Origin of the sequence: Flavobacterium sp. XN-5 (assembly GCF_008033395.2) — a bacterium.
GTDB classification, from domain to species: Bacteria; Bacteroidota; Bacteroidia; order Flavobacteriales; family Flavobacteriaceae; genus Flavobacterium; species Flavobacterium hiemivividum.
Window position 1 is genome coordinate 219,368 of sequence record NZ_VOGZ02000002.1, and the last position, 22,224, is coordinate 241,591.

Here is a 22,224-nt window from a genome sequence, read left to right on the forward strand (position 1 = left end):
TGTTATGCTTTTAAAGTTATTCAAGCAACTTCATAAATTCAATTTCAGAAATGATTGGAATATTGAGTTTTCCGGCCTTTTCTAATTTTGCCGGTCCCATATTATCTCCAGCAACTATGTAATTAGTTTTTGCAGAAATTGAGCTTCCTACCTTTCCTCCATTGTCTTCGATCGCTTTCTTTAAATCATCTCTGGAGAATTTTTCGAAAACACCAGAAACGACAAAAATCTTCCCGCTAAGCTTGTCGGTTGCATTTGGGTTTGATTTTTCAACAATTTCAAACTGAACTCCGTACCTTTTTAATCTGTTAACAATAATTATATTTTGTTCATTATCGAAAAATTCAATGACACTTTGTGCAATTCGCTCCCCAATTTCATCAACCAAAATTAAATCCATCAACGTAGCCTGACTTAGCGCTTCGATGTTTTTATAATGTTTAGCTAATTTTTTGGCTACAGTTTCACCAACGAATCGAATTCCTAGCGCATATAAAACACGCTCAAAAGGAATGTCTTTTGAATTTTGCACGCCATTAACCAAATTTTCGGCTGACTTCTGCGCCATTCTTTCCAAGGGAAGAATTTGCGCTACATTCAATTCATATAAATCGGCGTAATTATGAACTAATCCATTATTGAAAAGTAGCACTACTGTTTCACCCCCAAGTCCTTCAATATCCATTGCTTTTCTGGAAATATAATGTTGGATTCTTCCAATAATCTGTGGAGGGCAGCCATAAAAATTAGGGCAATAATGATTGGCTTCACCTTCATTTCGAACCAATAATGATTCACATTCTGGACAATGCGTAATGTATATGGTAGGTTCTGAATTCTCAGGGCGCATACTTAAATCTACTGCAATAATTTTCGGAATAATCTCCCCTCCTTTTTCTACAAAAACAGTGTCGTTTACCCGAATATCAAGTTTTTCGATTTGATCTGCATTGTGAAGCGAAGCTCGCTTTACGATAGTACCTGCTAGTTGTACTGCTTCCAAGTTAGCGACTGGCGTAATTGCACCTGTTCTTCCCACCTGATACGAAATCGAATTTAGCTTGGTCGAAACTTGTTCTGATTTGAATTTGTAGGCAATGGCCCAGCGCGGAGATTTAGCAGTATAGCCTAATTCCTCCTGATACTGAAAGTTATTCACTTTCACAACCACGCCATCGGTTTCATACGGAAGATTATGTCTGTGAGCGTCCCAATAGTATATAAAATCGAAAACTTCTTCTAAGTTACGAGCTAACTTGGCTTCTTTGGGAACTTTAAAACCCCATTTTCGGGCCGTTTCCAGGCCATCGAACTGAGATTTAAATGGTAGATTATTTCCAATTAGAAAGTATAGCAGACAATCCAAAGGTCTTTTAGCAACTTCAGCGCTATCCTGAAGTTTTAAACTTCCAGAGGCTGTGTTCCTAGGATTTGAATAAGGTGTTTCTCCAATTTCAATTAAGTCCTGATTCATTTTTTCGAATCCGGCAAACGGCAAAATAATTTCGCCACGAATATCAAATTTATCAGGAAAATTACCCTTTAAATGTAGCGGAACTGACTTTATCGTTTTGATATTATTAGTAACATCATCACCTTGAAAGCCATCTCCTCTGGTAACGGCTTTTTTTAGTTTTCCGTTCTCATAAGTAATGCTAATTGATGCGCCATCATATTTTAATTCGCAAGTATATTCTAATGGCACCTCGCCTAAAACTTTCTGTACACGTTTTTCCCAATCGATTAAATCTTCTTTAGAATAAGAATTATCTAAAGAATACATCCTGTGCTCGTGGGGAACTGTCTTAAAATTTTTAGTAATTGCGCCTCCCACACGTTGCGTAGGAGAATTTTCATCAAAATATGCAGGATGTGTATTTTCTAAATCTTGAAGTTCTTTAAGTTTTATATCAAATTCATAATCCGATATAGTAGGTTCGTCCAATACATAATAATTGTAATTGTATTGATCTAATTCTTCCCTTAATTTTAGAATCGTATTTTGAACATCCATAGAAAAAAAATTGGCTATTTTAGCATTTGATAATCGCGTACTAAAATAACCAATTTAAAATAAATATCGTGAATATTTACCCTTCAATAATTGAATTAATTTGCTTGTACAATTGACCATCACTTAGAAAAGCGCCCTGTTGTATTAAAGCGAAAAGAGAACTATTACGCTCTTCAGTAAATTCTTTTTTACCTACTTTCATTTCGATTGTATCTGTAAACATATTGTCGCTAAGCCATTGCAATCCATCTTTTGTTAAAAAATCAACTTCTGGAACTAATGATTTCAGAACTATAGATTGTACATGTGTATCGAAACTCTGAAAAAGAAAAATATGATTTTTCGAAAAATGCTCTAAATATTCAGCTCTAGTCAAAACTCCTTCCCATACCAAGTCAGAAAACACATCAAGTTCCTGCTCGGCTACTTCTGGTTTCTCTGCTTTAATAGTGTCCCATTCAGCCTTATCAATAGTTTGGGTAGCTAAAAAAGTACTGAATTCTTGATTTAATTCGTCAAACTGCTCTTTTGTTAATCTTGTATATTTCATGAAATTTGTTTTTCTACAAAGGCACTAAGGCACAAAGTTTCTATTATTTTTATTCTGTAGCAAATTTATAATTTTTAATCAAAAAATAGCTGATTTCTCCAGGTTCAAAACAAGAAACAATAAATTATTTCTCGGCTTACACGAAAGGATTCTTTTTTATATCAAAAAAAAAAAAAATCACTCCGAAGAGTGATTTTTAAATATTGTAAACAAATTGTTTAACAATTGAAATTATTCTGCAACAATTTCATAAGGTAATTCGATAATTACATCTCTGTGTAAACGTACATTAGCTGTATATTTACCAGTACGCTTAACGATACCGCTAGTGATGAATTTTCTGTCAATTGCTTGACCACCTTTTGCTAATGCATCAGCGATGTCAATATTCGTGATTGAACCGAATAATTTTTCACCACCAGCTTTTGCTGTAATTTTAATTTCGATAGCTTTTAAAGCTTCAGCAGTTGCTTGTGCATCTGCTACAACTTTAGCTTCTTTATGCGCTCTTTGTTTCAAGTTTTCAGCTAATACTTTCTTTGCAGAAGAAGTAGCTAATTGAGCAAATCCTTGTGGAATTAAAAAGTTACGACCGTATCCGTTTTTTACAGTTACGATATCATCTTTAAATCCTACGTTTTGAACGTCTTGTTTTAAAATAAGTTCCATGTTGTTGTCCTTTATTATAGAAGTTAGGTTTCATTTCCAGAAAACCAACAACTGATTTTAATTATTATTTAAGTAAATCCGCCACGTATGGCATTAAAGCTAAGTGACGTGCACGCTTAACAGCTACAGACACTTTTCTTTGGTATTTTAATGAAGTTCCAGTTAAACGACGAGGAAGAATTTTTCCTTGCTCATTTACGAATTTCAATAAGAAATCACCATCTTTATAATCGATATACTTGATACCAGATTTTTTGAAACGACAGTATTTCTTTTGTTTGTTAGTTTCTATGTTTAAAGGAGTAAGATATCTGATATCCCCGTCTTTTTTTCCTGAAGCAGATTGTTGTAATGTTGCCATGATAATTAAGCTTTTTGAGATTTAAGTTTTGCTCTTCTTCTTTCAGCCCAAGAGATAGCATGTTTGTCAAGACTTACAGTTAAGAAACGCATAACTCTTTCGTCACGTCTAAATTCAGTTTCAAAAGCAATTAGAACTTCTCCTGATACTTTGAATTCGAACAAATGGTAAAAACCAGATTTTTTGTTTTGAATTTCGTAAGCCATTTTTTTAAGGCCCCAGTCTTCTTTCGATACCATTTCGGCTCCTCTAGTAGTAAGAAAATCTTCAAATTTGCTTACTGTTTCCTTTACCTGAACATCAGATAAAACGGGATTTAAAATGAAAACAGTTTCATAATGATTCATAAATATTTATTTATATGTTAATTTGGCTGCAAAAGTAGTTTTTATTTTCGAATAATCAAGACTAATTTTAACTTAATCGACGTATGACAAAATAAATGGTGTCAAATTATTATTCGTTTGAAAAAAAACTATACATTTACTTAACTAAATCTTAAAACCAACCATTATGAAACTAAGCTGTGTTGTAGTGGATGACAGCTCCATCCAACGAATGATTATCTCGAAGCTTGTGAACAACCATCCAAGTTTACACTTAATTGGCGACTTTTCAAATGCGATAGAAGCGAGAAGTTGTATGTCTATACATAATGTAGACTTAATATTTCTTGACATTGAAATGCCAGTAATCAGCGGTTTTGATTTTTTAGACGGTTTAAAAATCAAACCTCAGATTATCTTCATTACATCTAAAGCAGAATATGCTTTAAAGGCATTTGATTATGATGCAACCGATTATCTTCAAAAACCGATTGCATTAGACCGATTTAACGCATCTGTAACCAGAGCAATGGATTTACATTTACTTAAAAAAGACACCAAAGAAGAAGACGGAGAACATATTTTTATTAAAAGTAATTTAAAAAAATTAAAGATTTTTACTTCAAAAATAAAATGGATTGAAGCTTTTGGTGATTATGTTAGAGTTGTAACTGAAGATGACAATAACTTGGTACTTTCTACAATGAAAGCATTCGAAAATGATTTGTCACCAAAGAAATTTGTAAGAGTTCACAAGTCGTACATTATAAACGTAGACAAAGTAGATCGCTTCAATAGTAAATTTGCCGAAATCGGTATTACTAAAATACCATTGAGTAGAAATAGAAAAGAGGACCTAGTAAAAGCACTATCATTTGTATAAAAAACTACTTTAATAAAAATCGACATTTATTGACACCTTAATTGCTCTATACTGAGCAACTGAGTCGAAACTGTTTAACATTTTTTGAACTGTATTTTTAGTACTTATTATAGAAATAGAAGTTGGAATTTTAATAATAATAGTTCTAATATATTCGTTTCTGATTCTATTTATCGCAGGTTCCTCTGGACCTAGTACAGGTATACTTAAATTTTGACTAATCACTTGGTACAACCACATAGACCCTTCCTTAAGCTTATCAAAATCACGATGTTTTAATGTTATTTTTATAATTCTGAAATAAGGTGGATATTTATAAATTTGTCTGTCATATAACTGCTCCTTATACATTGCTGCATAATCATTCCTAGTTACCTGCTGAATTGTATTATGCTCTGGATTATAAGTTTGAATAATCACCTTTCCTTGTTTTTCTGATCGCCCTGAACGCCCAGACACCTGTGTCATCATTTGAAAACTTCTTTCAAAAGCTCTAAAGTCAGGATGATACAACATATTATCAGCATTCATAATTCCTACTAAACTGACATTATCAAAATCAAGTCCTTTTGCTAACATTTGCGTTCCCACAAGAATATCTATCTCTCTATTTTTAAAACTATCAATTATTTTTTCGAATCCAAATTTACCTCGGGTAGTATCCTGATCCATCCTTCCAATTTTACTTTCAGGAAAAAGAGTTGTTAATTCCTGCTGTATTTGCTCAGTCCCAAAACCCTTAGTAGTCAATTCAACACTAGAACAACTGTGACAATGTGTGGGTTTAGCAATAGAATATCCACAATAATGACATCGAAGTTGGCTTTTATGCTTGTGATACGTCAAACTAACATCGCACTGCTGGCAATGTGGTACGTGGCCACAAGTCATACACTCCACCACAGGCGAATACCCTCTTCGATTTTGAAATAAAATCACTTGTTCACCTAATGCGATAGCCGCTGTAATTCTTTCAATCAAGGTATCGCTAAAATGACCTTTCATCCTTTTTCGAAAATACTTATCCTTTAAATCTACTAGCTCGATATCTGGCATCATCACATTACCGTATCGCTCCTTGATTTCTACTAAACCATATTTCCCTGAGACAGCATTGAAATAAGTTTCAATACTAGGTGTCGCTGAACCTAATAAAACTTTGGCTTTATAAAAACTTGCTAACACTACTGCTGCATCACGAGCATGATACCTAGGCGCAGGATCAATTTGCTTGAAGGTTTGCTCATGTTCTTCATCGACAATTACAAAACCTAAATTAGCAAACGGTAAAAATAATGCCGACCTCGCTCCTATCACTATTTGTGCTTTCTCAGAATTTTGCAACACCTGATTCCATACTTCTACGCGCTCATTGTTATTGTATTTCGAATGAAAAACTGCTACTTTATTTCCAAAATGAACTCTTAACCTGCCTACTAATTGTGTGGTAAGCGCAATTTCAGGTAGTAAATACAACACTTGCTTTCCTGTAAGAAGATATTCTTCAATCAGTTTTATATAAATCTCTGTTTTTCCACTGGAGGTTACACCATGTAAAAGAGAAACTTCTTTTTGCGTAAAACTTTCTTTTATTCCGTCCAAAGCATTCTGTTGGGCTTTACTAAGTTGCAATTCCGTGTCCCTACTCTTTCCTGCAAAATTAACGCGATCCTCTTGTATAAAATAATCTTCGAATATTTCTTTATCGATTAGCGCTTTTACAATTGCCGAACTTGTTCCAGCAGCGTCCACTAGTTTTTTTACAGTGATTGGATTCTTGTCAGTAGCGCTTAATTGAAAATAAGATAAAACAACTTCTTTTTGTTTGTTAGCACTTTTTAGTGATTCTAACAATGCGCCTAACCCTTGATTGGATTCGTATTTAGAATGCAAACGAATGTAACGAACTAATTTTGGTTTATAGTTTTCCAGCATTTCTTCCTGAAGCACCAGTATATTCTTATCAATCAGTTTTTGAATGACCGGAAAAATATTCTTCTTGTTTAAAATTGCAATGATATCCTGCACCTTTAGAGAAGATTGCTGCTGTAAGGCTTGATAAATTAAAAACTCATCGTCTGAAAGTGTACTTTCATCAACAAAACCATCTACTTTCTGAGAAATAATAGTTTCGCTTTCTAATAGTAGAGCACTTGGCATAGCACCACGATAAACATCGCCGATGGCACACATGTAATACGACGCAATCCACTGCCAATGGGATATTTGTATCTCAGTAACAATAGGATTTTCATCTAGAATTTGATGAATTTCCTTAGCCTCGTATAATGTGGGTTTATTTTGATGGGTTTCTACAACTAGAGCAGTGTAGATCTTACTTTTTCCAAAAGGAACTGCAAGCCGCATTCCTTTCTTGATATAATGGTACTCGGCTTCCGATATACTATACGTGAACGTTTTGGCAAGAGAAAGCGGTAAAATTACTTCGGCAAAAAAAAGCATTCTTTTAAATATTGGGTGTTTATCAGTACAGTTTAGAGATATAGAAAGTCTTATTTAACTCTATTCCAATATTGAGTTCTTCCTAGCATTGCAAATCCAATATATCCACGTACTTTAAGCTTATCTTTGGATTCTAAAGTAATAAAACATTTATAAACCTTTCCGTTCTTGGGATCTAAAATTTTTCCTGAATTGTATTCGTCTCCATCTTTAGAAAGTCCTTTAATAACTGTTAACCCAATAATGGGTTTATTAGCGTCTTCTCCTGCACAACCATTACAGCGATCTTTTCTACGTTTAGGATCAAAGATTTCTAATACTCGTCCATAAATCTTCCCGGATTTCTCATAAATTTCTATCACAGATTTCGCCTCCCCGGATTCATCATCAATTGTGGTCCATTTTCCAATTACATCATGACCCTGTGCGTAAAACAATGTTGAAACAAATAGTAATATTAATGTGATACTCTTTTTCATAATTTATCTTTTTTACAATTTCCCTTAAGTGGAAACTTCTTTTTATTTTATTTGAATCAGAAAGACATATCCCTCAATTAATACGCTTCTAAAGCCAAAAATAGCTTTACTTACATCAAACATACTATAAAATTAACGAAAATCATTTAGATTGTTTTAATATTATTTTTTCTTTTCAAATTATTTATTGCTGCATTCAATTCAAAACCTAGAAGTAAAATCATACAGTTTATCCAGATATAGAACATCACAATCAGTAAAGTTCCTATCGAGCCGTAAAGTTGGTTGTATTGAGAAAATTTGATAACCCAAATTCCAAAAAAATACGAAATAATAATAGTTAAAATCGTAGAAAAAACCGATCCTATAGAAATGAATGCTCTTGATTTATCATGTTTTGTTCCAAATTTGAATAGTATTGAGGTGGTCGTCAAAATCATTGCAATTAAAAAACAATACCTCCCCATCACAATTAATGGAATTTGCTCATTTAAAACCTGATTAGCGGTTAATTTATGAATAAATACTTCAAAAACTACAATAACACCTACTGTAAGTAGTAACAACAGCGATAAAAAAACAGACATTCCCACGGCAATCAAATATTGACGAACAAAACCTCTTTTTACTAAGACATGTCTTGAGTTTTCAAAGCCTCCCAAAATAGCATTTAATCCATTAGCCATCAAGAAAATAGACAGTATAAAACCCGTAGATAACAATCCTGAATGACTATTATGTAATATGTCATTTACAATATTTTCAATCGCGTAAAATGTATTAGGAGGAACTCCCTCTGATACAAATTTCAAAAAATCAGCTTGAAATCCCTCAATGGGAATGTATGGGATAAGGTTAAGAATAAACAACGCAAATGGAAACAATGCCATAAAAAAACTAAATGCAATAGAACCAGCCCTATTCGAGACTGCCCCTTCTACAATACCTAAAACATACAATTCCATTAAATCATAAAGCCGTAAATCAGCCAGCCACTTCAATTTTATCCTTTTTAGATATATTGCAAAATTGCGCAATACCGGGATTTTATCAATTTTTTCTTCAATTTCCTCACTCATTCTATTCAGGTATCAGTCCCTTTAATAACTGGGATCAGGTTGCGAAATTAGTAAATTTATATCGCTTTTAAACTCAAATCCATATTATAGACAGAATGCGTTAATGCTCCCGAAGATATATAATTCACTCCACACTCAGCATACGCCCTAATAGTTTCTTCATTAATATTTCCCGATGATTCCGTTAAGCTTTGATTACCTATATAAACCACTGCCTTTCTAGTCATTTCAAAGTCAAAATTATCTAATAGAATCCTGTACACTCCGCCGCAGGCAACGATTTCCTTAACCTCGTTTAAATCTCGAGCTTCCACAATAATTTTCAAGTCTAAATTATTTTCCTTGAGGTACTCTTTTGTTTTGGCTATCGCCAAAGCTATACCGCCAGCAAAGTCAATATGGTTGTCTTTGAGCATAATCATATCATACAGGGCAAACCGATGATTCTCGCCACCACCTAATTTTACTGCCCATTTTTCGGCAACTCGAAAACCAGGTGTGGTTTTACGAGTATCCAATATTTTAGTATCAGTCCCTTCAAGTAACTTGACATAATTATTTGTTTTGGTAGCGATGGCTGACATGCGTTGCATCGAGTTCAAAACCATTCTTTCTGCTTTAAGGATAGATTGCGAACTTCCCGACACATGAAATACTACATCTCCGTATTTTACTGGCGTACCATCAACTATAAAGGTCTCAATTTCTAAATTTGGATCTACGTATTGGAAGATCATTTTAGCAAATTCGACACCGGCAATAATTCCGTCATCTTTCACTAATAACTTTGCTTTTCCTTGAGCCGAAGCTGGAATACAAGCTAACGAGCTATGATCACCATCACCTACATCTTCACGGATGGCATTTGCAATTAAAATCTGTAATTCGTTTTGAAATTGTGCTTCGCTAATCATTTTTATACTAAATTTATATACTGCTAAAGTAAGCTATTTTTTGTGGATTGAAAAACTTGCTTTGTAATCTTTTTAGTAGTTTTAAGACCAAATGAAAGTATCAGTAATAAACATCTTTACTTATAACGATCACATTCTTAGCGGCACAATGACTTCTAATTTGAGTTTTAATGACTTATTTAATTTCCTTATCTCATTGTGGCAGAATAATTTTATTGTCCGAAAAAACTCTTTTTTTTGCTGTCAAAAAAGCAGTAAACTAGTACTTAAATGAGTACTTTTATCCTTTATATGATATTTTTCAATTTTAATTACTCTGTCATAACATAGATTACATGCCTCTTATACGAAACACTTTAAAATTTAACACAACTAGCATTCCATGACAATATTAAAGATTTCACTCTATTTCTTTTCCTTTTTGGTTATACTTACGGTACTATTGCCATTAATAAAAAAAGATTTTTGGGTTTTTCGTGTTTTTGATTACCCTCGATTACAAAAGTTTGTAATCATTGGCTTTCTTATTGCAGCCTGGCTGTTATTGCTTAGAGATTCTCTAATAATAATAGATTGGTGTATCATTGTTTTCCTAGGCGTTACGTTCATCCATCTTTTCTATGTTATACTTCCGTTTACGTTTCTGGGAAGAACAATGATTGACCGTGTAAAAGCACCCAACCAAGATACTATAAACATACTTGTTTCTAATGTTTACCAATACAATACCAGTTATTCAAAACTTCTTGCATTGATAGAAAAGAGAAACCCAGATATAATATTCTTAGTAGAAACCGATCAAAAATGGCTACAAGCGGTAATAGGTCTTCGAGAAGAATATCCTTACTATATAGAAACACCACAAGAAAACACTTATGGCTTACTATTTTACAGCAAATTACCATTAAAAAAACAGGAAATCAATTTCCTTATTGATAAGGAAATCCCCTCTATTATTGTGGACGTAGAATACGACAACCAAAATGTAAGAATCTATGGCCTCCATCCCACACCACCAGTTCCTCAAGAAAACAAATACAGTACTGACCGAGATGCCGAAATTCTATTAATTGGAAAAATGGCGAAAGAGTATAAAGATCCCTGCATTGTTATAGGCGATATGAATGATGTGGCCTGGAGTTACACTACCGAATTATTCTTAAAAACTAGCGAATTAATGGATCCTCGACGTGGACGCGGCATGTATAGTACTTTTAACGCAAAGCAGCTATTATTGCGATGGCCACTGGATCATTACTTTTTAAGCAGCCATTTTAGACTCGTCGACATGAAAGTTGAAAAAACAATTGACTCTGATCATTTCCCCATAAGTATCAGCCTTATTATTTTAAGAGAAGATGAAGCTGATAAAATGGAAGCTGATAGCGAGAACAAAGCATTAGCTGATGAAAAAATTAAAGCAGGATTAAATGGAAGCCCTCGTTAAATTTGCCTCTTTTTAAAATATACTTTAGAACTGCTATGTTAGACATCCATCTACCATCTAAGTTACTTTTAAAATTATATCCTTGAATTTAGTAAAAATTGAAATCTCATGAGAAAAAACATACTCTATGCTAGTAATCGACTCAGAGAAAAACTATGGTTTAGACCATTGATTTTTTGTGTTGTTTCGATATTAGGTGCTTTAATAGCAAAATTAGCTGATGCTACATCTATTCATGAAATAGTTCCCGAAATTAAATCGGAGTCTTTAGGGGATTTGCTAAACACCATTTCGGCTAGCATGTTAGTAATTGCTATTTTCGCAGTGGGATCAATGATTTCCGCATTTTCGGCGGCGAGCAGCATTGCAACTCCTCGGTCCTTTAAATTAATAATTGCCGATGATGTTTCTCAAAATGCTCTTTCGGTTTTTATAGGCGCTTTTATATATAGTATAGTTGCAATGGTCGCGCTAAAAAACGGCTATTATGGCACAGCTGGTCATTTTACCTTACTGGTATTCACACTACTGTTTTTCACCTTAGTTATACTTACTTTTTTAAGATGGGTGGAACGCATTTCTAAATTGGGCCGTATGGGTCACACCATCAAATTGGTCGAGAATGCTGCCTTCAACGCCATAAAAAACAGACTGGAATTACCTAATTTAGGGGGTATTGCCGTTAACCCTTCCACTGTAAAAGGTCTTGCTGTATTTTGCGAAACAAGTGGCTATGTACAACAGATTAATATGTCTAGACTACAGGAAATCGCTGAAAAATTAGATGTTTTGATTACCATAAATGCAATTCAAGGTAGCTTTGTCACCTTAGACAAGCCTTTATTTTACATTAGCCCGCAAAGTTATCCAATTGTGGTAGATGTTTTTAGCGAATTGATAAATGCATTTACAATTGGTCACATCCGATATTTTGACGAAGATCCTCGTTTTGGACTCATTACTTTAACTGAAATAGCGAGTAGAGCTTTATCTCCTGGAATTAACGATCCAGGTACTGCTATTCAAATTATTGGCAGTCATGTAAGATTATTTTCGCTTTGGAATAATGCTAGTACTATTACTGTCGAAAAAAAGATAACATTCGATCGAATTGCAGTTCCCGAAATTGTTATTAGTGATTTATTTGAAGATGCCTTTAGACCCATTGCAAGAGATGGTGCAGCAAATATCGAAGTAACACTACGTCTGCAAAAAGCCTACACCAGTTTATACGCCATAGATAATTTTGCTATAAAAAAAGCCGCTTTACATCACTCCTATCAATCATTTGAAAGGGCAGTAATAGCAAATGACTTTGAAGATGATATTAATCAATTGAAGAGCGCGAGTTTATTTACCAAACAATTATAGGAAAATACAATTTTTATTATTCGTAACAGAATCCCTATATGCCTTACTAACAAGCTAAAAATCAAAAAACAACCTCCCTTTCGATCAATAATCAAAATACAGCTAATTTTACTATTCGAAAAATAAATGTACTACTCCGTTTAATATCAAGCTGAATAATGAGTAATTAATGCGACTATTTTTTTTATTCGCTTTATCACCTATATTTGCTTCCAATTTATTCTGAACTGCATTCTTAGAATCGAAAAAATAACAGCTGTTTACGATTCTGCGATTCAAAATAAATTCCGCTAATGGACAATTACCGATAGCCGTCGGCCAATAGAAACCGCTACTATGAAATTAATTTATACACTTGCTTTTTCTGCAATACTAAACTTTGGATCTGCACAATCTCCAAGTCAATATTTAGAAAAAATCAGAGACAATGAAGCGCAGTTAACTGCATTCTTTTCTCAAATGCCAAAAGGAGGCGATTTACACCATCATTTTAGTGGTTCTATTTATGCCGAGCCTATTTTAGAAGATGCTATTGCCGATGATTTCTACCTCAATACCGCAACCATGCAGGTGCTTAAAGAAAAACCTGCCACTGGAAACTGGGAACAATTCTCTGCTATTAAAGGTCGTGGCGAACTAGATATTTACAAACAAAAAATAATGGAAAAATGGTCTGTAAAAGATTACAATCATGTTAGCTACCCATCTGATAAATTATTTTTTGAGTCTTTTGATAAATTCAGCCCAGCGATTACAGGTCATTTTGGCGAAGGTTTATTGGAACTAAAAAATAGAGCCATTTCAGAAAACGTAAGTTATATCGAAACGCAATTATCAACCATTCCTTCCAATATAACGACTGAAGATCTAAGTGATTTTAATAAGCAATTAAGACAATTAGCAATTAAAAGAGACGAAAAAGGAGTAAAAGCGCTACTCGATATTTTGTATAAGAAAATGTTAGAAAGAGATGCTGCTAAAGACGCTAGCGCTTTCAATTCTAACTTTGTCGAAAAAATGCACAATGATTTAAAAATTGATGATCAGCGTTTCACGATGCGCTATCAAAATTTTGTGTTGCGCTTTATGGAACCTGTTGATTTGTTTAAAAATTTAGTGGTCGCTTTTATCTCAGCAGACAAGAGCGCGCTTATGGCAGGCGTTAATATAGTTTCTCCAGAGGACGGTGAAACATCCATGAAAGATTATTGGTTGCATATGATAATGTTTAATTACTGCCATTCTCAGTACCCAAATGTAAAATACTCAATGCATGCTGGCGAACTTACTCTAGGACTAGTTCAGCCTGAAGACTTAACTTGGCATATTAGCGATGCAGTTTACACAGCGGGAGCCAATCGTATTGGGCACGGTGTTGGTGTGGCATATGAAGCAAAATCGTACGAGTTGTTGCGCTATATGGCAAAAAATAAGATTGTTATCGAAATCAATTTAGTGAGTAATGAATTCATATTGAAAGTCAAGGAAAACCGCCATCCTATATCGTTGTACAGAAATTTTGGAGTTCCCATCGTAATCAGTACTGATGATGCTGGAATACTAAGATCAAATATGACCGAGCAGTATGTTCTATTAGCCAAAAGATACAAAGACATTTCCTACGCTGATATAAAACAATATGTTTACAACAGCATTAACTTCAGCTTCATACAGGACGAAAAGCTGAAAAAACAATTAATAAAGGACTTAGATACTCGTTTCAAGACTTTCGAGGCTAATTTCCCTTTAAAATAGACTAAAATGAACATCAAACTCATCGCCATTGGCAAAACCGATAATAAAGCATTACAGTCTTTAATTGATGATTACACCAAGCGCTTGTCTTTTTATATCAAATTTGATTTAGAAATTATTCCAGATATCAAAAATGTAAAAAACTTATCTGAGAGCCAACAAAAAGAGAAGGAAGGAGAGTTGATTCTAGCCAAAATATCCTCCACTGACCAATTGATTTTATTAGATGAAAACGGTAAGAACTTTTCCAGCGTAGGCTTCTCTGAAGAACTACAAAAGAAAATGAATTCGGGCGTAAAAACTTTAGTATTTGTAATTGGTGGGCCTTATGGTTTTTCGGATACGGTTTATGCCAAAGCTCAAGGTAAAATATCGCTTTCGCTAATGACATTTTCTCACCAAATGGTGCGCTTATTTTTCATAGAGCAAGTGTATCGCGGCTTCACTATCTTGAAGAATGAACCATATCACCACCAATAAAAAAAGTGTTCCGTAATCAGTTTTTGTATTTATTAAAATAGATACTCTTGATTTTCATCAAAACTCAAACCTTTCTTATTTAATTTAATGCTTTTTACAAAAACCTTATTTTGAATATAAGAACCATAACTACTATTTTTATCAAAATACAATATAAACGGAATGTTATTTTCTACTTGCATAGTATTTAAATACTCTTGTAATTGTGTTTTTTCAACAACGGTATTATTGACAGTAATTTTATCTTTATAAAAGTAAAGTACTGGATTCCCCGAAAAAGGTTTCTCCATTTTATAAAACACTTTTGTGAAAGGTAAAAAAGCCATATTCTTACCAATACTATCGGCATAAGAATAATAATTCTCTGCTTTTTCATTTACATGCGATTTCTCAGTTCGCTTTTTTTCCTGCAGTTTCATCACTTCTGGAATCACAAGCCTTAAAGGCAGACGCTTGTCAATATTAAAAATCCAATTGGTTGTAATAATGCTATTTTTTCTATTGACTTCCGCCACAGTATCGTTGCCGTTTGTTCTAAAAAAAATATAAATGGGTGAATGATCTAACACATCAGCCACTACGGTCACATTCGATTTTGGCAATAATATATCTTCTTTATTTCCGCAGGAAAGCAAAAGCAAAAGAAAAACAATAACTAAACTTAAATATTTCATCTGTTTATATTAAAAGGAATTCTGAATTTTAATTCCCTATTTATAAATTAATTTTACTCCAGAGTTGAACACATTCGACCGCTTCTTTTACATCGTGAACTCGGAGAATACTGGCTCCTTTGGTTAAGCCAATTGTATTTAAAACTGTAGTTCCGTTTAAGGCTTCTGTTGCACTGCTATTAAGAGACTCATAAATCATCGATTTTCTTGATATACCTATTAATAACGGTAATTCTAAAAGCTGAAATAATTCCATTTTTCGAAGTACTTCATAATTCTGATCTAAAGTTTTAGCGAAGCCAAATCCGGGATCAATAATCAAATCATTAATACCTAAACTCCTTGCCTTATTTACTTTTTCTGAAAAATAGAACAACATTTCTTTGACAATATCTTCATAGTTTGTCATGCTTTGCATCGTTTGTGGCGTGCCACGCATGTGCATCATAATATAGGGAACATTGTATTTGGCAATAACCTCAAACATCGCATCATCCAGATTTCCAGCCGAAATATCGTTTATAATGGCAGCACCATTTTCTATACAAGCTTTTGCTACTTCACTTCTAAATGTATCGATCGAAAGCAAAGCTTCCGGAAAATGTTTTAAGATTAATTGAACTACTGGGATTATTCTATTCAACTCCTCTTCCTCAGAAACGAATTCGGCACTCGGTTTAGTGGAGTACGCGCCAATGTCAATAAAAGTAGCCCCATCTCTAATCATTTTTTCGACTTGAATCAATAGCTCGCTCTCGTCATTGTACTTTCCGCCATCAAAAAACGAATTAGGCGTTACATTTAAAATTCCCATCACCCTAGGAATTAATAAGTCGATAAGTTGTCCTTTACAGTTTATTGTCATTACTTCTTTGTTTATGGTTTATGGTTTACATTTTTCATGATCAAAGTTGTTTAATTACAAAACTCAACAATTCCATTAACTTTAAACCTGAAACTTTAAACCTTTTAAAATTAATCCCTATTTTTGAGGAAATTTTAGACAAATATACATCAATAATGAAGAATACTTCTCAAGAATACGATAACGTAATTGCGATTTGTCGTTCGCTATTTATCAATAAAATGACCGATTATGGAAGTGCTTGGCGCATCTTGCGACTGCCTTCTTTAACGGATCAAATCTTCATCAAAGCACAAAGAATAAGAAGTTTACAGGAAAATGAAGTTCGAAAAGTAAACGAAGACGAAACTGGAGAATTCATCGGGATCATCAATTATTCGATAATGGCGCTAATCCAATTGGAATTAGGAGTTGTAGAACAACCGGATTTAAATGTCGAAAAAGCGACTGAATTGTATGACGCTAAAGTCCGACTCACCAAAGAGTTAATGGAGAACAAAAACCATGATTATGGCGAAGCGTGGCGTGAAATGCGGGTAAGTTCTTTAACTGACCTGATTTTGCAAAAACTACTTCGCGTAAAACAAATCGAAGACAATAAGGGAAAAACAATCGTATCCGAAGGTATTGATGCTAATTATCAAGATATGATTAACTATTCCGTTTTCGCACTAATATTAATGAATTTTGGTAAATAAACAGTAGATAAAAATGAAAAACATAATTACTCAATTTTCTAGATTATTCGTCGGCTTACTTTTCATCATTTCGGGATTAATAAAACTAAACGACCCAGTAGGTTTCTCTTATAAACTAGCTGAATATTTTAGTGAACCCGTTTTTAATATCCCTTTTTTAGTTCCGCTTTCATTAGGCTTGGCTCTATTTTTAGTCATCGTCGAAGTGGTTCTTGGAGTCATGCTTCTTATTGGTTACAAGTCAAAATTTACGATTGGAAGTCTCTTGCTTATGATTGTATTGTTCACATTCTTAACATTCTATTCGGCTTATTTTGATGTGGTAAAAGATTGTGGTTGTTTTGGAGATGCTTTAAAATTAACCCCTTGGCAGTCTTTCACTAAGGATATCGTTTTGTTATTCTTTATCCTTATTTTATTCATTAATCAAAAATTAGTAAAACCACTTTTTGCAAACAGTATTCAAAATATAATTACCTACTCCACTCTAATCTTGTGTGTTATTATGGCTGCTTGGGTACTTAATCACTTGCCTTTAGTAGACTTTCGTCCTTATAAGGTAGAAGCTAATATCCAGAAAGGAATGAAAATCCCCGAAGGTGCGCCACAGTCTGTTGTAGAAATGCTGTTTATCTATAATGTAGATGGAGTGGACAAAGAGTTTACGACTGACGACTTGATGAATCTTCCTGAAGGAGCTAGCTTTGTAGAGCGAAAAGACAAAGTAATCACTGAAGGTTATATTCCACCTATTCATGATTTCACGATGATGAAAGACGATTACGATCATAAAGACGAGTTGCTGGCAGAACCTAAATTAATGATGATTGTTACTTATGACTTAGCTATTTCAGAGGAAGACGGAATGAAAAAGCTGGAAAAATTAGCTCAGGAAGCAAAAGCTAAGGGTTACAAAGTAATAGGAATGACAAACTCTAGCGCGGAAGAAGTTGCAAAAGCTCAGAAAACATTCGGACTTACATTTGACTTCTATAAATGTGATGCAATAACTTTAAAAACGATCGAAAGAGCTAATCCTAGTATTGTACTTCTTGAAAAAGGAACGATTAAACAAAAAGTTCATCACAACGACATCGAAGATTTGAAATTATAAATAACTAAAAAGCGAAAAGTGAAGAAGAAAAACCTAGGTTTGTCTTAATCACTTTTCGCTTTTGACAATTGAATATATAAAAATGCTGAAATACTTTCTAAATAAATTCGGATATGCTCTGCTTACTCTTTTCGGGGTAATTACAGTCATTTTCTTTTTATTTAATGTGTTACCCGGAGATCCCGCAAGAATGATGCTGGATCAAAATGAAAATTCAGAGCAATTAGCATTGATCAAGAAAAAGTATGGTTTTGATAAACCCATTGCGACTCAATACTTGTATTATCTCAACGATCTCTCAACGATCTCACTGCATAGTACAACACAATCAGACTATACTTATTTGAGTGATGGCAAATACAATGCTGCACAGTTGTTTACTTTTTCGAATTCTATTGTAGTACTTAAAACTCCGTATTTAAGGGAAAGTTTCCAGAAAAGCGGCAAGAAAGTATCTGAGATAATTGGTAATACTTTGCCCAGTACAGCAATATTAGCCTTGTTTGCAATTATCATTGCCATAGCCTTTGGTGTTCTATTAGGGATCATTTCAGCACTTCATAAAGACAGCTGGATTGATCGCTTAATTGCTTTTGTAAGTACATTAGGAATGAGTATTCCATCGTTTTTTAGTGCAATTTTGTTTGCTTGGCTTTTTGGTTTTGTATTGCAAAAGTATACGCACTTGAATATGACGGGAAGTTTATATGAAGTAGATGATTTTGGCGAAGGAAGCTATATTCGATGGAAAAATATAATCTTACCAGCAGTGGTTTTAGGAATCCGTCCGCTGGCAGTTGTTATCCAGTTAATGAGAAACTCACTATTGGAAACATTTGGTCAAGATTACATTCGAACAGCAAGAGCAAAAGGACTCTCTGAATTTCAAATCATTAGAAAACACGCCTTAAAAAATTCGTTAAATCCTGTGGTTACTGCAATTTCAGGATGGTTTGCGTCGATGCTTGCCGGAGCGGTATTTGTTGAATTTATTTTTGGATGGAATGGATTAGGAAAAGAAATAGTAGAAGCATTAAATAATCTAGACCTGCCCGTAATCATGGGTTCAGTTTTGGTAATTTCGACGACATTTGTAGCGATCAATATCCTAGTAGATATTATTTATGCCTATTTAGACCCTAAAATTAGACTTTCATAACACCTAAAAGTGGGATTTTGGTCGAATTGATTACTGTAATTATAATTTAACTTCTTCCGGATTTGATTTTAAGTCCAACTATTACGATTTCATTCTGGAATTTATAACGGAGCTAGGTTTTTTTGTTATTTCGAATGAGATTATTTAATTTTTTTTAAAGTGTATACCCTAATTAGATTGTTTGTTTAACTTTGTTAAAAATAAAAAAATGAAAAAAATATTTACTTTACTAACTGCTTTTCTTGCTTTCTCTTGCGCTAAATCTGAAGGACAAAAAACTGAATTTTCTAAAGAAGCTTTGACAGAAACATTATTATCGACTGACGGAAGTCAAGTTGCTTTTCAAGATATATTAAAGAAACACGAAGGAAAAACAATTGTAATAGAAGTATGGGCTTCCTGGTGTGGAGACTGTGTAAAAGCAATGCCCAAAATTAAAGAGCTGCAAGCCAATAATCCAGACGTAGCTTATGTATTTCTTTCGATGGATAAAACGGCTGATAAATGGAAAGCCGGAATTGAAAAACACGCACTTGTAGGAGATCAGTATATGGTTAATGATCAAATGGGAGGTGTTTTTGCAAAAGCAATAGATTTAGATTGGATTCCAAGATACATTATCGTAGATAAGACTGGTAAAATAGCTTTATATCGTGCGATAGAAACAGATTTTGATAAAATTAATGAAACTTTAGATTCTTTAAAATAATACCATTTTTAAAAAGAGCTAAAAAACTAAGAACTAAATATAACACAAATTGAAATGAGAAAAAAGATAGTTGCAGGAAACTGGAAAATGCATAAAAATGCTGAGCAAACTGAAGATCTATTGAATGAATTGATCGATAAAATGCCTCTTGAAACTAAAGTACAAGTCATTGTAGCGCCAACTTTTATAAACCTAGCTTCAGCGGTTGATCATTTAGAATTCACTAATATTGATGTGGCTGCGCAAAATATGCATCAAGCAGAAGCTGGAGCGTTTACAGGAGAAATTTCTGCTGATATGTTGCAAAATGTAGGTGTGAATACAGTAATTCTTGGACACTCAGAAAGAAGAGCTATATTTAATGAAACGGATGCCTTAATTGCTAGTAAAGTAAATACTGCTTTAGAGCATGACATGACAGTGATTTTTTGTTTTGGCGAAGAATTAAAAGACCGCCAAACTAAGAATCATTTTAACGTAGTTGAAAATCAATTGAAAGATGGATTATTCAATATCCAAGCTTCAGACTGGGGGAATGTTGTATTGGCATACGAGCCAGTATGGGCTATTGGAACAGGTGAAACTGCTTCTCCTGAACAAGCTCAGGAAATGCACGAATTCATCAGACAAACAGTTCGTACAGCATATGGAAACGATATCGCAGAAGAAGTTTCAATACTTTATGGCGGAAGCGTAAAACCAGAAAATGCAAAAGAAATATTCTCTAAGCCAGATGTAGACGGTGGCCTTATTGGTGGTGCAGCATTAAAAGCAGATGATTTTGTTGCGATTGTAAGCGCAATCTAAACCTCTTATCTGAACATACACGAAAAGCGGTAATTGAATTTACCGCTTTTTTTATTTTTATATTATACAAAGTAAAGAGTACCTTTGCAAAAAAAATAGAGATGTCAAACATATATATAGGATACCATTTTACGGTTGAACCAAAAGAGTTAGGTTCAGAAATATTAATCGCTGAATTAGGAGAAACTGCTTTTGAAAGTTTTACGGAAACGGAGACTGGAATTTCTGCATTTGTACAAAAAGAATTATGGGATAAAAATATCCTTGAGAACATTCAAATATTAAATTCAGAGGAATTTAAAATCGAATATACATTCGAAGAAATAGACCAGGTAAACTGGAATGAGGAATGGGAAAAGAACTTTGAAGCAATTGATGTCGAAGGAAATTGTCATGTGCGTGCTCCTTTTCACCCAAAAACGGATGCCGAATTTGATATCCTGATTGAGCCTAAAATGAGTTTTGGTACAGGTCATCACGAGACGACTCATATGATGATTCAACATTTGCTAGAAACAGAAGTTGCTGGTATGAAAACCTTAGACATGGGTTGCGGTACTGCTATTTTAGCTATTCTTGCCGAAATGAAAGGCGCTCGCCCTATTGACGCCATCGATATTGACAACTGGTGTTATTTGAATTCGATCGAAAATGCGGAACGTAATAACTGCGAACATATTACTGTTTATGAAGGAGATGCTTCTTTGTTGAAAGACAAAAAATATGATTTAATTATTGCAAACATCAACAGAAATATTTTGTTGAACGACATGCAAACTTATGTAGATTGCTTAAACCCAAAAGGAACGCTTTTATTAAGCGGTTTCTATACGCAAGACATTCCATTTATCGATGCTTCCTGTACAGAGAAAGGGTTAACTTATGTTAAAAAATTTGAAAGAAACAACTGGGTTTCACTTAAATACGTAAATTAGATACTAAATTACATTCCAATAATCCTACTGGAGAACGAATTGGGCGAGCGTTTGCGAAACTAGAATTAATGAAGATAATAGAACGCCCTTTAAAACTATGCAAAATTTTGTATTTTGCATTTTTAAAAATTGATAAGCCAAACTATATTTTTATCTAACCCTTAAATTATTTAAAAATGAGTACAAAAGAAAAAATTAGAGAAAAAGTCAGTGTTAAAGAAGTGACCTCTAAAAATAACGAAATCATCGTTTATAATGATGATGTCAATACTTTCGATCATGTAATCGACACCTTAATGCGTGTTTGTGACCATACACCAGAACAAGCAGAACAATGTTCGCTAATTGTGCATTACAACGGGAAATGTACCGTAAAAACAGGGCCACTTGACAAATTAAAACCACAATGCACCAGCTTATTAGAAGCTGGGTTAAGTGCAGAAATTATCTAAACTACACGAATAAAGGTAAT

The 22,224-nt window shown here is 33.8% G+C and carries 23 protein-coding genes; 12 read left to right on the forward strand and 11 right to left on the reverse strand.

Going from position 1 to position 22,224, the window contains the following annotated elements; genetic code table 11:
• Nucleotides 1-16: 16 nt before the first annotated feature.
• The 5 genes from ligA to rpsF all read right to left on the reverse strand — a co-directional run bounded on the left by ligA (nucleotide 17) and on the right by rpsF (nucleotide 3,941).
• A complete protein-coding gene (gene ligA, locus FQU23_RS06275) occupies nucleotides 17-2,014 on the reverse strand; it encodes an NAD-dependent DNA ligase LigA (protein ID WP_147673112.1) in 1,998 nt (665 codons plus the stop codon).
• Nucleotides 2,015-2,090: 76 nt separating this feature from the next.
• Nucleotides 2,091-2,564 (reverse strand): DUF6495 family protein, encoded by a 474-nt coding sequence (locus tag FQU23_RS06280; RefSeq protein ID WP_147673113.1) that lies wholly within the window; start codon nucleotides 2,562-2,564, stop codon nucleotides 2,091-2,093.
• A 231-nt stretch (nucleotides 2,565-2,795) separates the two neighbouring features.
• On the reverse strand, nucleotides 2,796-3,233 hold the full coding sequence (rplI, locus tag FQU23_RS06285) for a 50S ribosomal protein L9 (RefSeq protein WP_132109500.1): 438 nt from the start codon (nucleotides 3,231-3,233) through the stop codon (nucleotides 2,796-2,798).
• A 64-nt stretch (nucleotides 3,234-3,297) separates the two neighbouring features.
• Complete coding sequence (rpsR, locus tag FQU23_RS06290; RefSeq protein ID WP_073017581.1) at nucleotides 3,298-3,594, reverse strand: 30S ribosomal protein S18; 297 nt, start codon at nucleotides 3,592-3,594, stop codon at nucleotides 3,298-3,300.
• Between the two features lie 5 nt (nucleotides 3,595-3,599).
• Nucleotides 3,600-3,941: a 30S ribosomal protein S6 gene (gene rpsF, locus FQU23_RS06295; protein WP_132109499.1), complete on the reverse strand. Its 342-nt coding sequence runs from the start codon at nucleotides 3,939-3,941 to the stop codon at nucleotides 3,600-3,602.
• A gap of 166 nt (nucleotides 3,942-4,107) precedes the next feature.
• Here rpsF and FQU23_RS06300 point away from each other — a divergent pair, with 166 nt between their 5' ends.
• The gene (locus tag FQU23_RS06300) at nucleotides 4,108-4,803 is read left to right on the forward strand and encodes a LytR/AlgR family response regulator transcription factor (protein ID WP_132109498.1); all 696 of its coding nucleotides are present in this window, start codon (nucleotides 4,108-4,110) and stop codon (nucleotides 4,801-4,803) included.
• 9 nt (nucleotides 4,804-4,812) lie between these two features.
• On the opposite strand, the gene priA is transcribed toward FQU23_RS06300, so the two are convergent.
• The 4 genes from priA to nadC form a co-directional block, all read right to left on the reverse strand.
• Nucleotides 4,813-7,266, reverse strand: coding sequence for a primosomal protein N' (gene priA / locus FQU23_RS06305; RefSeq protein WP_147673114.1), 2,454 nt, complete (start codon nucleotides 7,264-7,266; stop codon nucleotides 4,813-4,815).
• A 50-nt stretch (nucleotides 7,267-7,316) separates the two neighbouring features.
• Nucleotides 7,317-7,745: a DUF2147 domain-containing protein gene (locus FQU23_RS06310; RefSeq protein WP_147673115.1), complete on the reverse strand. Its 429-nt coding sequence runs from the start codon at nucleotides 7,743-7,745 to the stop codon at nucleotides 7,317-7,319.
• Nucleotides 7,746-7,891: 146 nt separating this feature from the next.
• A complete protein-coding gene (locus FQU23_RS06315; protein ID WP_147673116.1) occupies nucleotides 7,892-8,824 on the reverse strand; it encodes a YihY/virulence factor BrkB family protein in 933 nt (310 codons plus the stop codon).
• 56 nt (nucleotides 8,825-8,880) lie between these two features.
• Entirely contained in the window at nucleotides 8,881-9,738 is an 858-nt protein-coding gene (gene nadC, locus FQU23_RS06320; RefSeq protein ID WP_147673117.1) for a carboxylating nicotinate-nucleotide diphosphorylase, read from the reverse strand.
• A gap of 382 nt (nucleotides 9,739-10,120) precedes the next feature.
• Between nadC and FQU23_RS06325 the strand changes: the two genes are divergently transcribed.
• From FQU23_RS06325 to rlmH, 4 genes are all read left to right on the forward strand, one after another.
• Complete coding sequence (locus FQU23_RS06325; protein ID WP_147673118.1) at nucleotides 10,121-11,185, forward strand: endonuclease/exonuclease/phosphatase family protein; 1,065 nt, start codon at nucleotides 10,121-10,123, stop codon at nucleotides 11,183-11,185.
• Between the two features lie 108 nt (nucleotides 11,186-11,293).
• Complete coding sequence (locus FQU23_RS06330) at nucleotides 11,294-12,556, forward strand: DUF2254 domain-containing protein (protein WP_147673119.1); 1,263 nt, start codon at nucleotides 11,294-11,296, stop codon at nucleotides 12,554-12,556.
• Between the two features lie 336 nt (nucleotides 12,557-12,892).
• On the forward strand, nucleotides 12,893-14,311 hold the full coding sequence (locus tag FQU23_RS06335; RefSeq protein ID WP_147673120.1) for an adenosine deaminase: 1,419 nt from the start codon (nucleotides 12,893-12,895) through the stop codon (nucleotides 14,309-14,311).
• 6 nt (nucleotides 14,312-14,317) lie between these two features.
• Nucleotides 14,318-14,791 carry a 23S rRNA (pseudouridine(1915)-N(3))-methyltransferase RlmH gene (gene rlmH, locus FQU23_RS06340; RefSeq protein WP_147673121.1) on the forward strand — a complete coding sequence of 158 codons (474 nt, stop codon included), beginning with the start codon at nucleotides 14,318-14,320 and terminating at the stop codon, nucleotides 14,789-14,791.
• 32 nt (nucleotides 14,792-14,823) lie between these two features.
• On the opposite strand, the gene FQU23_RS06345 is transcribed toward rlmH, so the two are convergent.
• Both FQU23_RS06345 and folP read right to left on the reverse strand, forming a co-directional pair.
• Complete coding sequence (locus FQU23_RS06345; protein ID WP_147673122.1) at nucleotides 14,824-15,465, reverse strand: hypothetical protein; 642 nt, start codon at nucleotides 15,463-15,465, stop codon at nucleotides 14,824-14,826.
• A gap of 40 nt (nucleotides 15,466-15,505) precedes the next feature.
• Entirely contained in the window at nucleotides 15,506-16,330 is an 825-nt protein-coding gene (folP, locus tag FQU23_RS06350) for a dihydropteroate synthase (RefSeq protein ID WP_147673123.1), read from the reverse strand.
• A 155-nt stretch (nucleotides 16,331-16,485) separates the two neighbouring features.
• Between folP and FQU23_RS06355 the strand changes: the two genes are divergently transcribed.
• From FQU23_RS06355 to FQU23_RS06385, 7 genes are all read left to right on the forward strand, one after another.
• Nucleotides 16,486-17,028 carry a DUF1599 domain-containing protein gene (locus FQU23_RS06355; RefSeq protein WP_147673124.1) on the forward strand — a complete coding sequence of 181 codons (543 nt, stop codon included), beginning with the start codon at nucleotides 16,486-16,488 and terminating at the stop codon, nucleotides 17,026-17,028.
• Between the two features lie 13 nt (nucleotides 17,029-17,041).
• Nucleotides 17,042-18,142 carry a BT_3928 family protein gene (locus FQU23_RS06360; protein ID WP_147673125.1) on the forward strand — a complete coding sequence of 367 codons (1,101 nt, stop codon included), beginning with the start codon at nucleotides 17,042-17,044 and terminating at the stop codon, nucleotides 18,140-18,142.
• Between the two features lie 82 nt (nucleotides 18,143-18,224).
• Complete coding sequence (locus FQU23_RS06365) at nucleotides 18,225-19,301, forward strand: ABC transporter permease (protein ID WP_147673126.1); 1,077 nt, start codon at nucleotides 18,225-18,227, stop codon at nucleotides 19,299-19,301.
• Between the two features lie 208 nt (nucleotides 19,302-19,509).
• Nucleotides 19,510-20,010, forward strand: a complete 501-nt coding sequence (locus FQU23_RS06370; RefSeq protein WP_147673127.1) for a TlpA family protein disulfide reductase — start codon at nucleotides 19,510-19,512, stop codon at nucleotides 20,008-20,010.
• Nucleotides 20,011-20,064: 54 nt separating this feature from the next.
• Nucleotides 20,065-20,817, forward strand: coding sequence for a triose-phosphate isomerase (gene tpiA, locus FQU23_RS06375; RefSeq protein WP_147673128.1), 753 nt, complete (start codon nucleotides 20,065-20,067; stop codon nucleotides 20,815-20,817).
• A 101-nt stretch (nucleotides 20,818-20,918) separates the two neighbouring features.
• Nucleotides 20,919-21,752, forward strand: a complete 834-nt coding sequence (gene prmA / locus FQU23_RS06380; protein ID WP_147673129.1) for a 50S ribosomal protein L11 methyltransferase — start codon at nucleotides 20,919-20,921, stop codon at nucleotides 21,750-21,752.
• A gap of 176 nt (nucleotides 21,753-21,928) precedes the next feature.
• Entirely contained in the window at nucleotides 21,929-22,204 is a 276-nt protein-coding gene (locus tag FQU23_RS06385) for an ATP-dependent Clp protease adaptor ClpS (protein WP_132109481.1), read from the forward strand.
• Nucleotides 22,205-22,224 lie beyond the last annotated feature (20 nt).

Bases quoted from the DNA above. Each gene is read 5' to 3' on its own strand.
- ligA (WP_147673112.1), bottom strand. From the start codon at position 2,014: ATGGATGTTCAAAATACGATTCTAAAATTAAGGGAAGAATTAGATCAA.
- FQU23_RS06280 (WP_147673113.1), bottom strand. From the start codon at position 2,564: ATGAAATATACAAGATTAACAAAAGAGCAGTTTGACGAATTAAATCAA.
- rplI (WP_132109500.1), bottom strand. From the start codon at position 3,233: ATGGAACTTATTTTAAAACAAGACGTTCAAAACGTAGGATTTAAAGAT.
- rpsR (WP_073017581.1), bottom strand. From the start codon at position 3,594: ATGGCAACATTACAACAATCTGCTTCAGGAAAAAAAGACGGGGATATC.
- rpsF (WP_132109499.1), bottom strand. From the start codon at position 3,941: ATGAATCATTATGAAACTGTTTTCATTTTAAATCCCGTTTTATCTGAT.
- FQU23_RS06300 (WP_132109498.1), top strand. From the start codon at position 4,108: ATGAAACTAAGCTGTGTTGTAGTGGATGACAGCTCCATCCAACGAATG.
- priA (WP_147673114.1), bottom strand. From the start codon at position 7,266: ATGCTTTTTTTTGCCGAAGTAATTTTACCGCTTTCTCTTGCCAAAACG.
- FQU23_RS06310 (WP_147673115.1), bottom strand. From the start codon at position 7,745: ATGAAAAAGAGTATCACATTAATATTACTATTTGTTTCAACATTGTTT.
- FQU23_RS06315 (WP_147673116.1), bottom strand. From the start codon at position 8,824: ATGAGTGAGGAAATTGAAGAAAAAATTGATAAAATCCCGGTATTGCGC.
- nadC (WP_147673117.1), bottom strand. From the start codon at position 9,738: ATGATTAGCGAAGCACAATTTCAAAACGAATTACAGATTTTAATTGCA.
- FQU23_RS06325 (WP_147673118.1), top strand. From the start codon at position 10,121: ATGACAATATTAAAGATTTCACTCTATTTCTTTTCCTTTTTGGTTATA.
- FQU23_RS06330 (WP_147673119.1), top strand. From the start codon at position 11,294: ATGAGAAAAAACATACTCTATGCTAGTAATCGACTCAGAGAAAAACTA.
- FQU23_RS06335 (WP_147673120.1), top strand. From the start codon at position 12,893: ATGAAATTAATTTATACACTTGCTTTTTCTGCAATACTAAACTTTGGA.
- rlmH (WP_147673121.1), top strand. From the start codon at position 14,318: ATGAACATCAAACTCATCGCCATTGGCAAAACCGATAATAAAGCATTA.
- FQU23_RS06345 (WP_147673122.1), bottom strand. From the start codon at position 15,465: ATGAAATATTTAAGTTTAGTTATTGTTTTTCTTTTGCTTTTGCTTTCC.
- folP (WP_147673123.1), bottom strand. From the start codon at position 16,330: ATGACAATAAACTGTAAAGGACAACTTATCGACTTATTAATTCCTAGG.
- FQU23_RS06355 (WP_147673124.1), top strand. From the start codon at position 16,486: ATGAAGAATACTTCTCAAGAATACGATAACGTAATTGCGATTTGTCGT.
- FQU23_RS06360 (WP_147673125.1), top strand. From the start codon at position 17,042: ATGAAAAACATAATTACTCAATTTTCTAGATTATTCGTCGGCTTACTT.
- FQU23_RS06365 (WP_147673126.1), top strand. From the start codon at position 18,225: ATGCTGAAATACTTTCTAAATAAATTCGGATATGCTCTGCTTACTCTT.
- FQU23_RS06370 (WP_147673127.1), top strand. From the start codon at position 19,510: ATGAAAAAAATATTTACTTTACTAACTGCTTTTCTTGCTTTCTCTTGC.
- tpiA (WP_147673128.1), top strand. From the start codon at position 20,065: ATGAGAAAAAAGATAGTTGCAGGAAACTGGAAAATGCATAAAAATGCT.
- prmA (WP_147673129.1), top strand. From the start codon at position 20,919: ATGTCAAACATATATATAGGATACCATTTTACGGTTGAACCAAAAGAG.
- FQU23_RS06385 (WP_132109481.1), top strand. From the start codon at position 21,929: ATGAGTACAAAAGAAAAAATTAGAGAAAAAGTCAGTGTTAAAGAAGTG.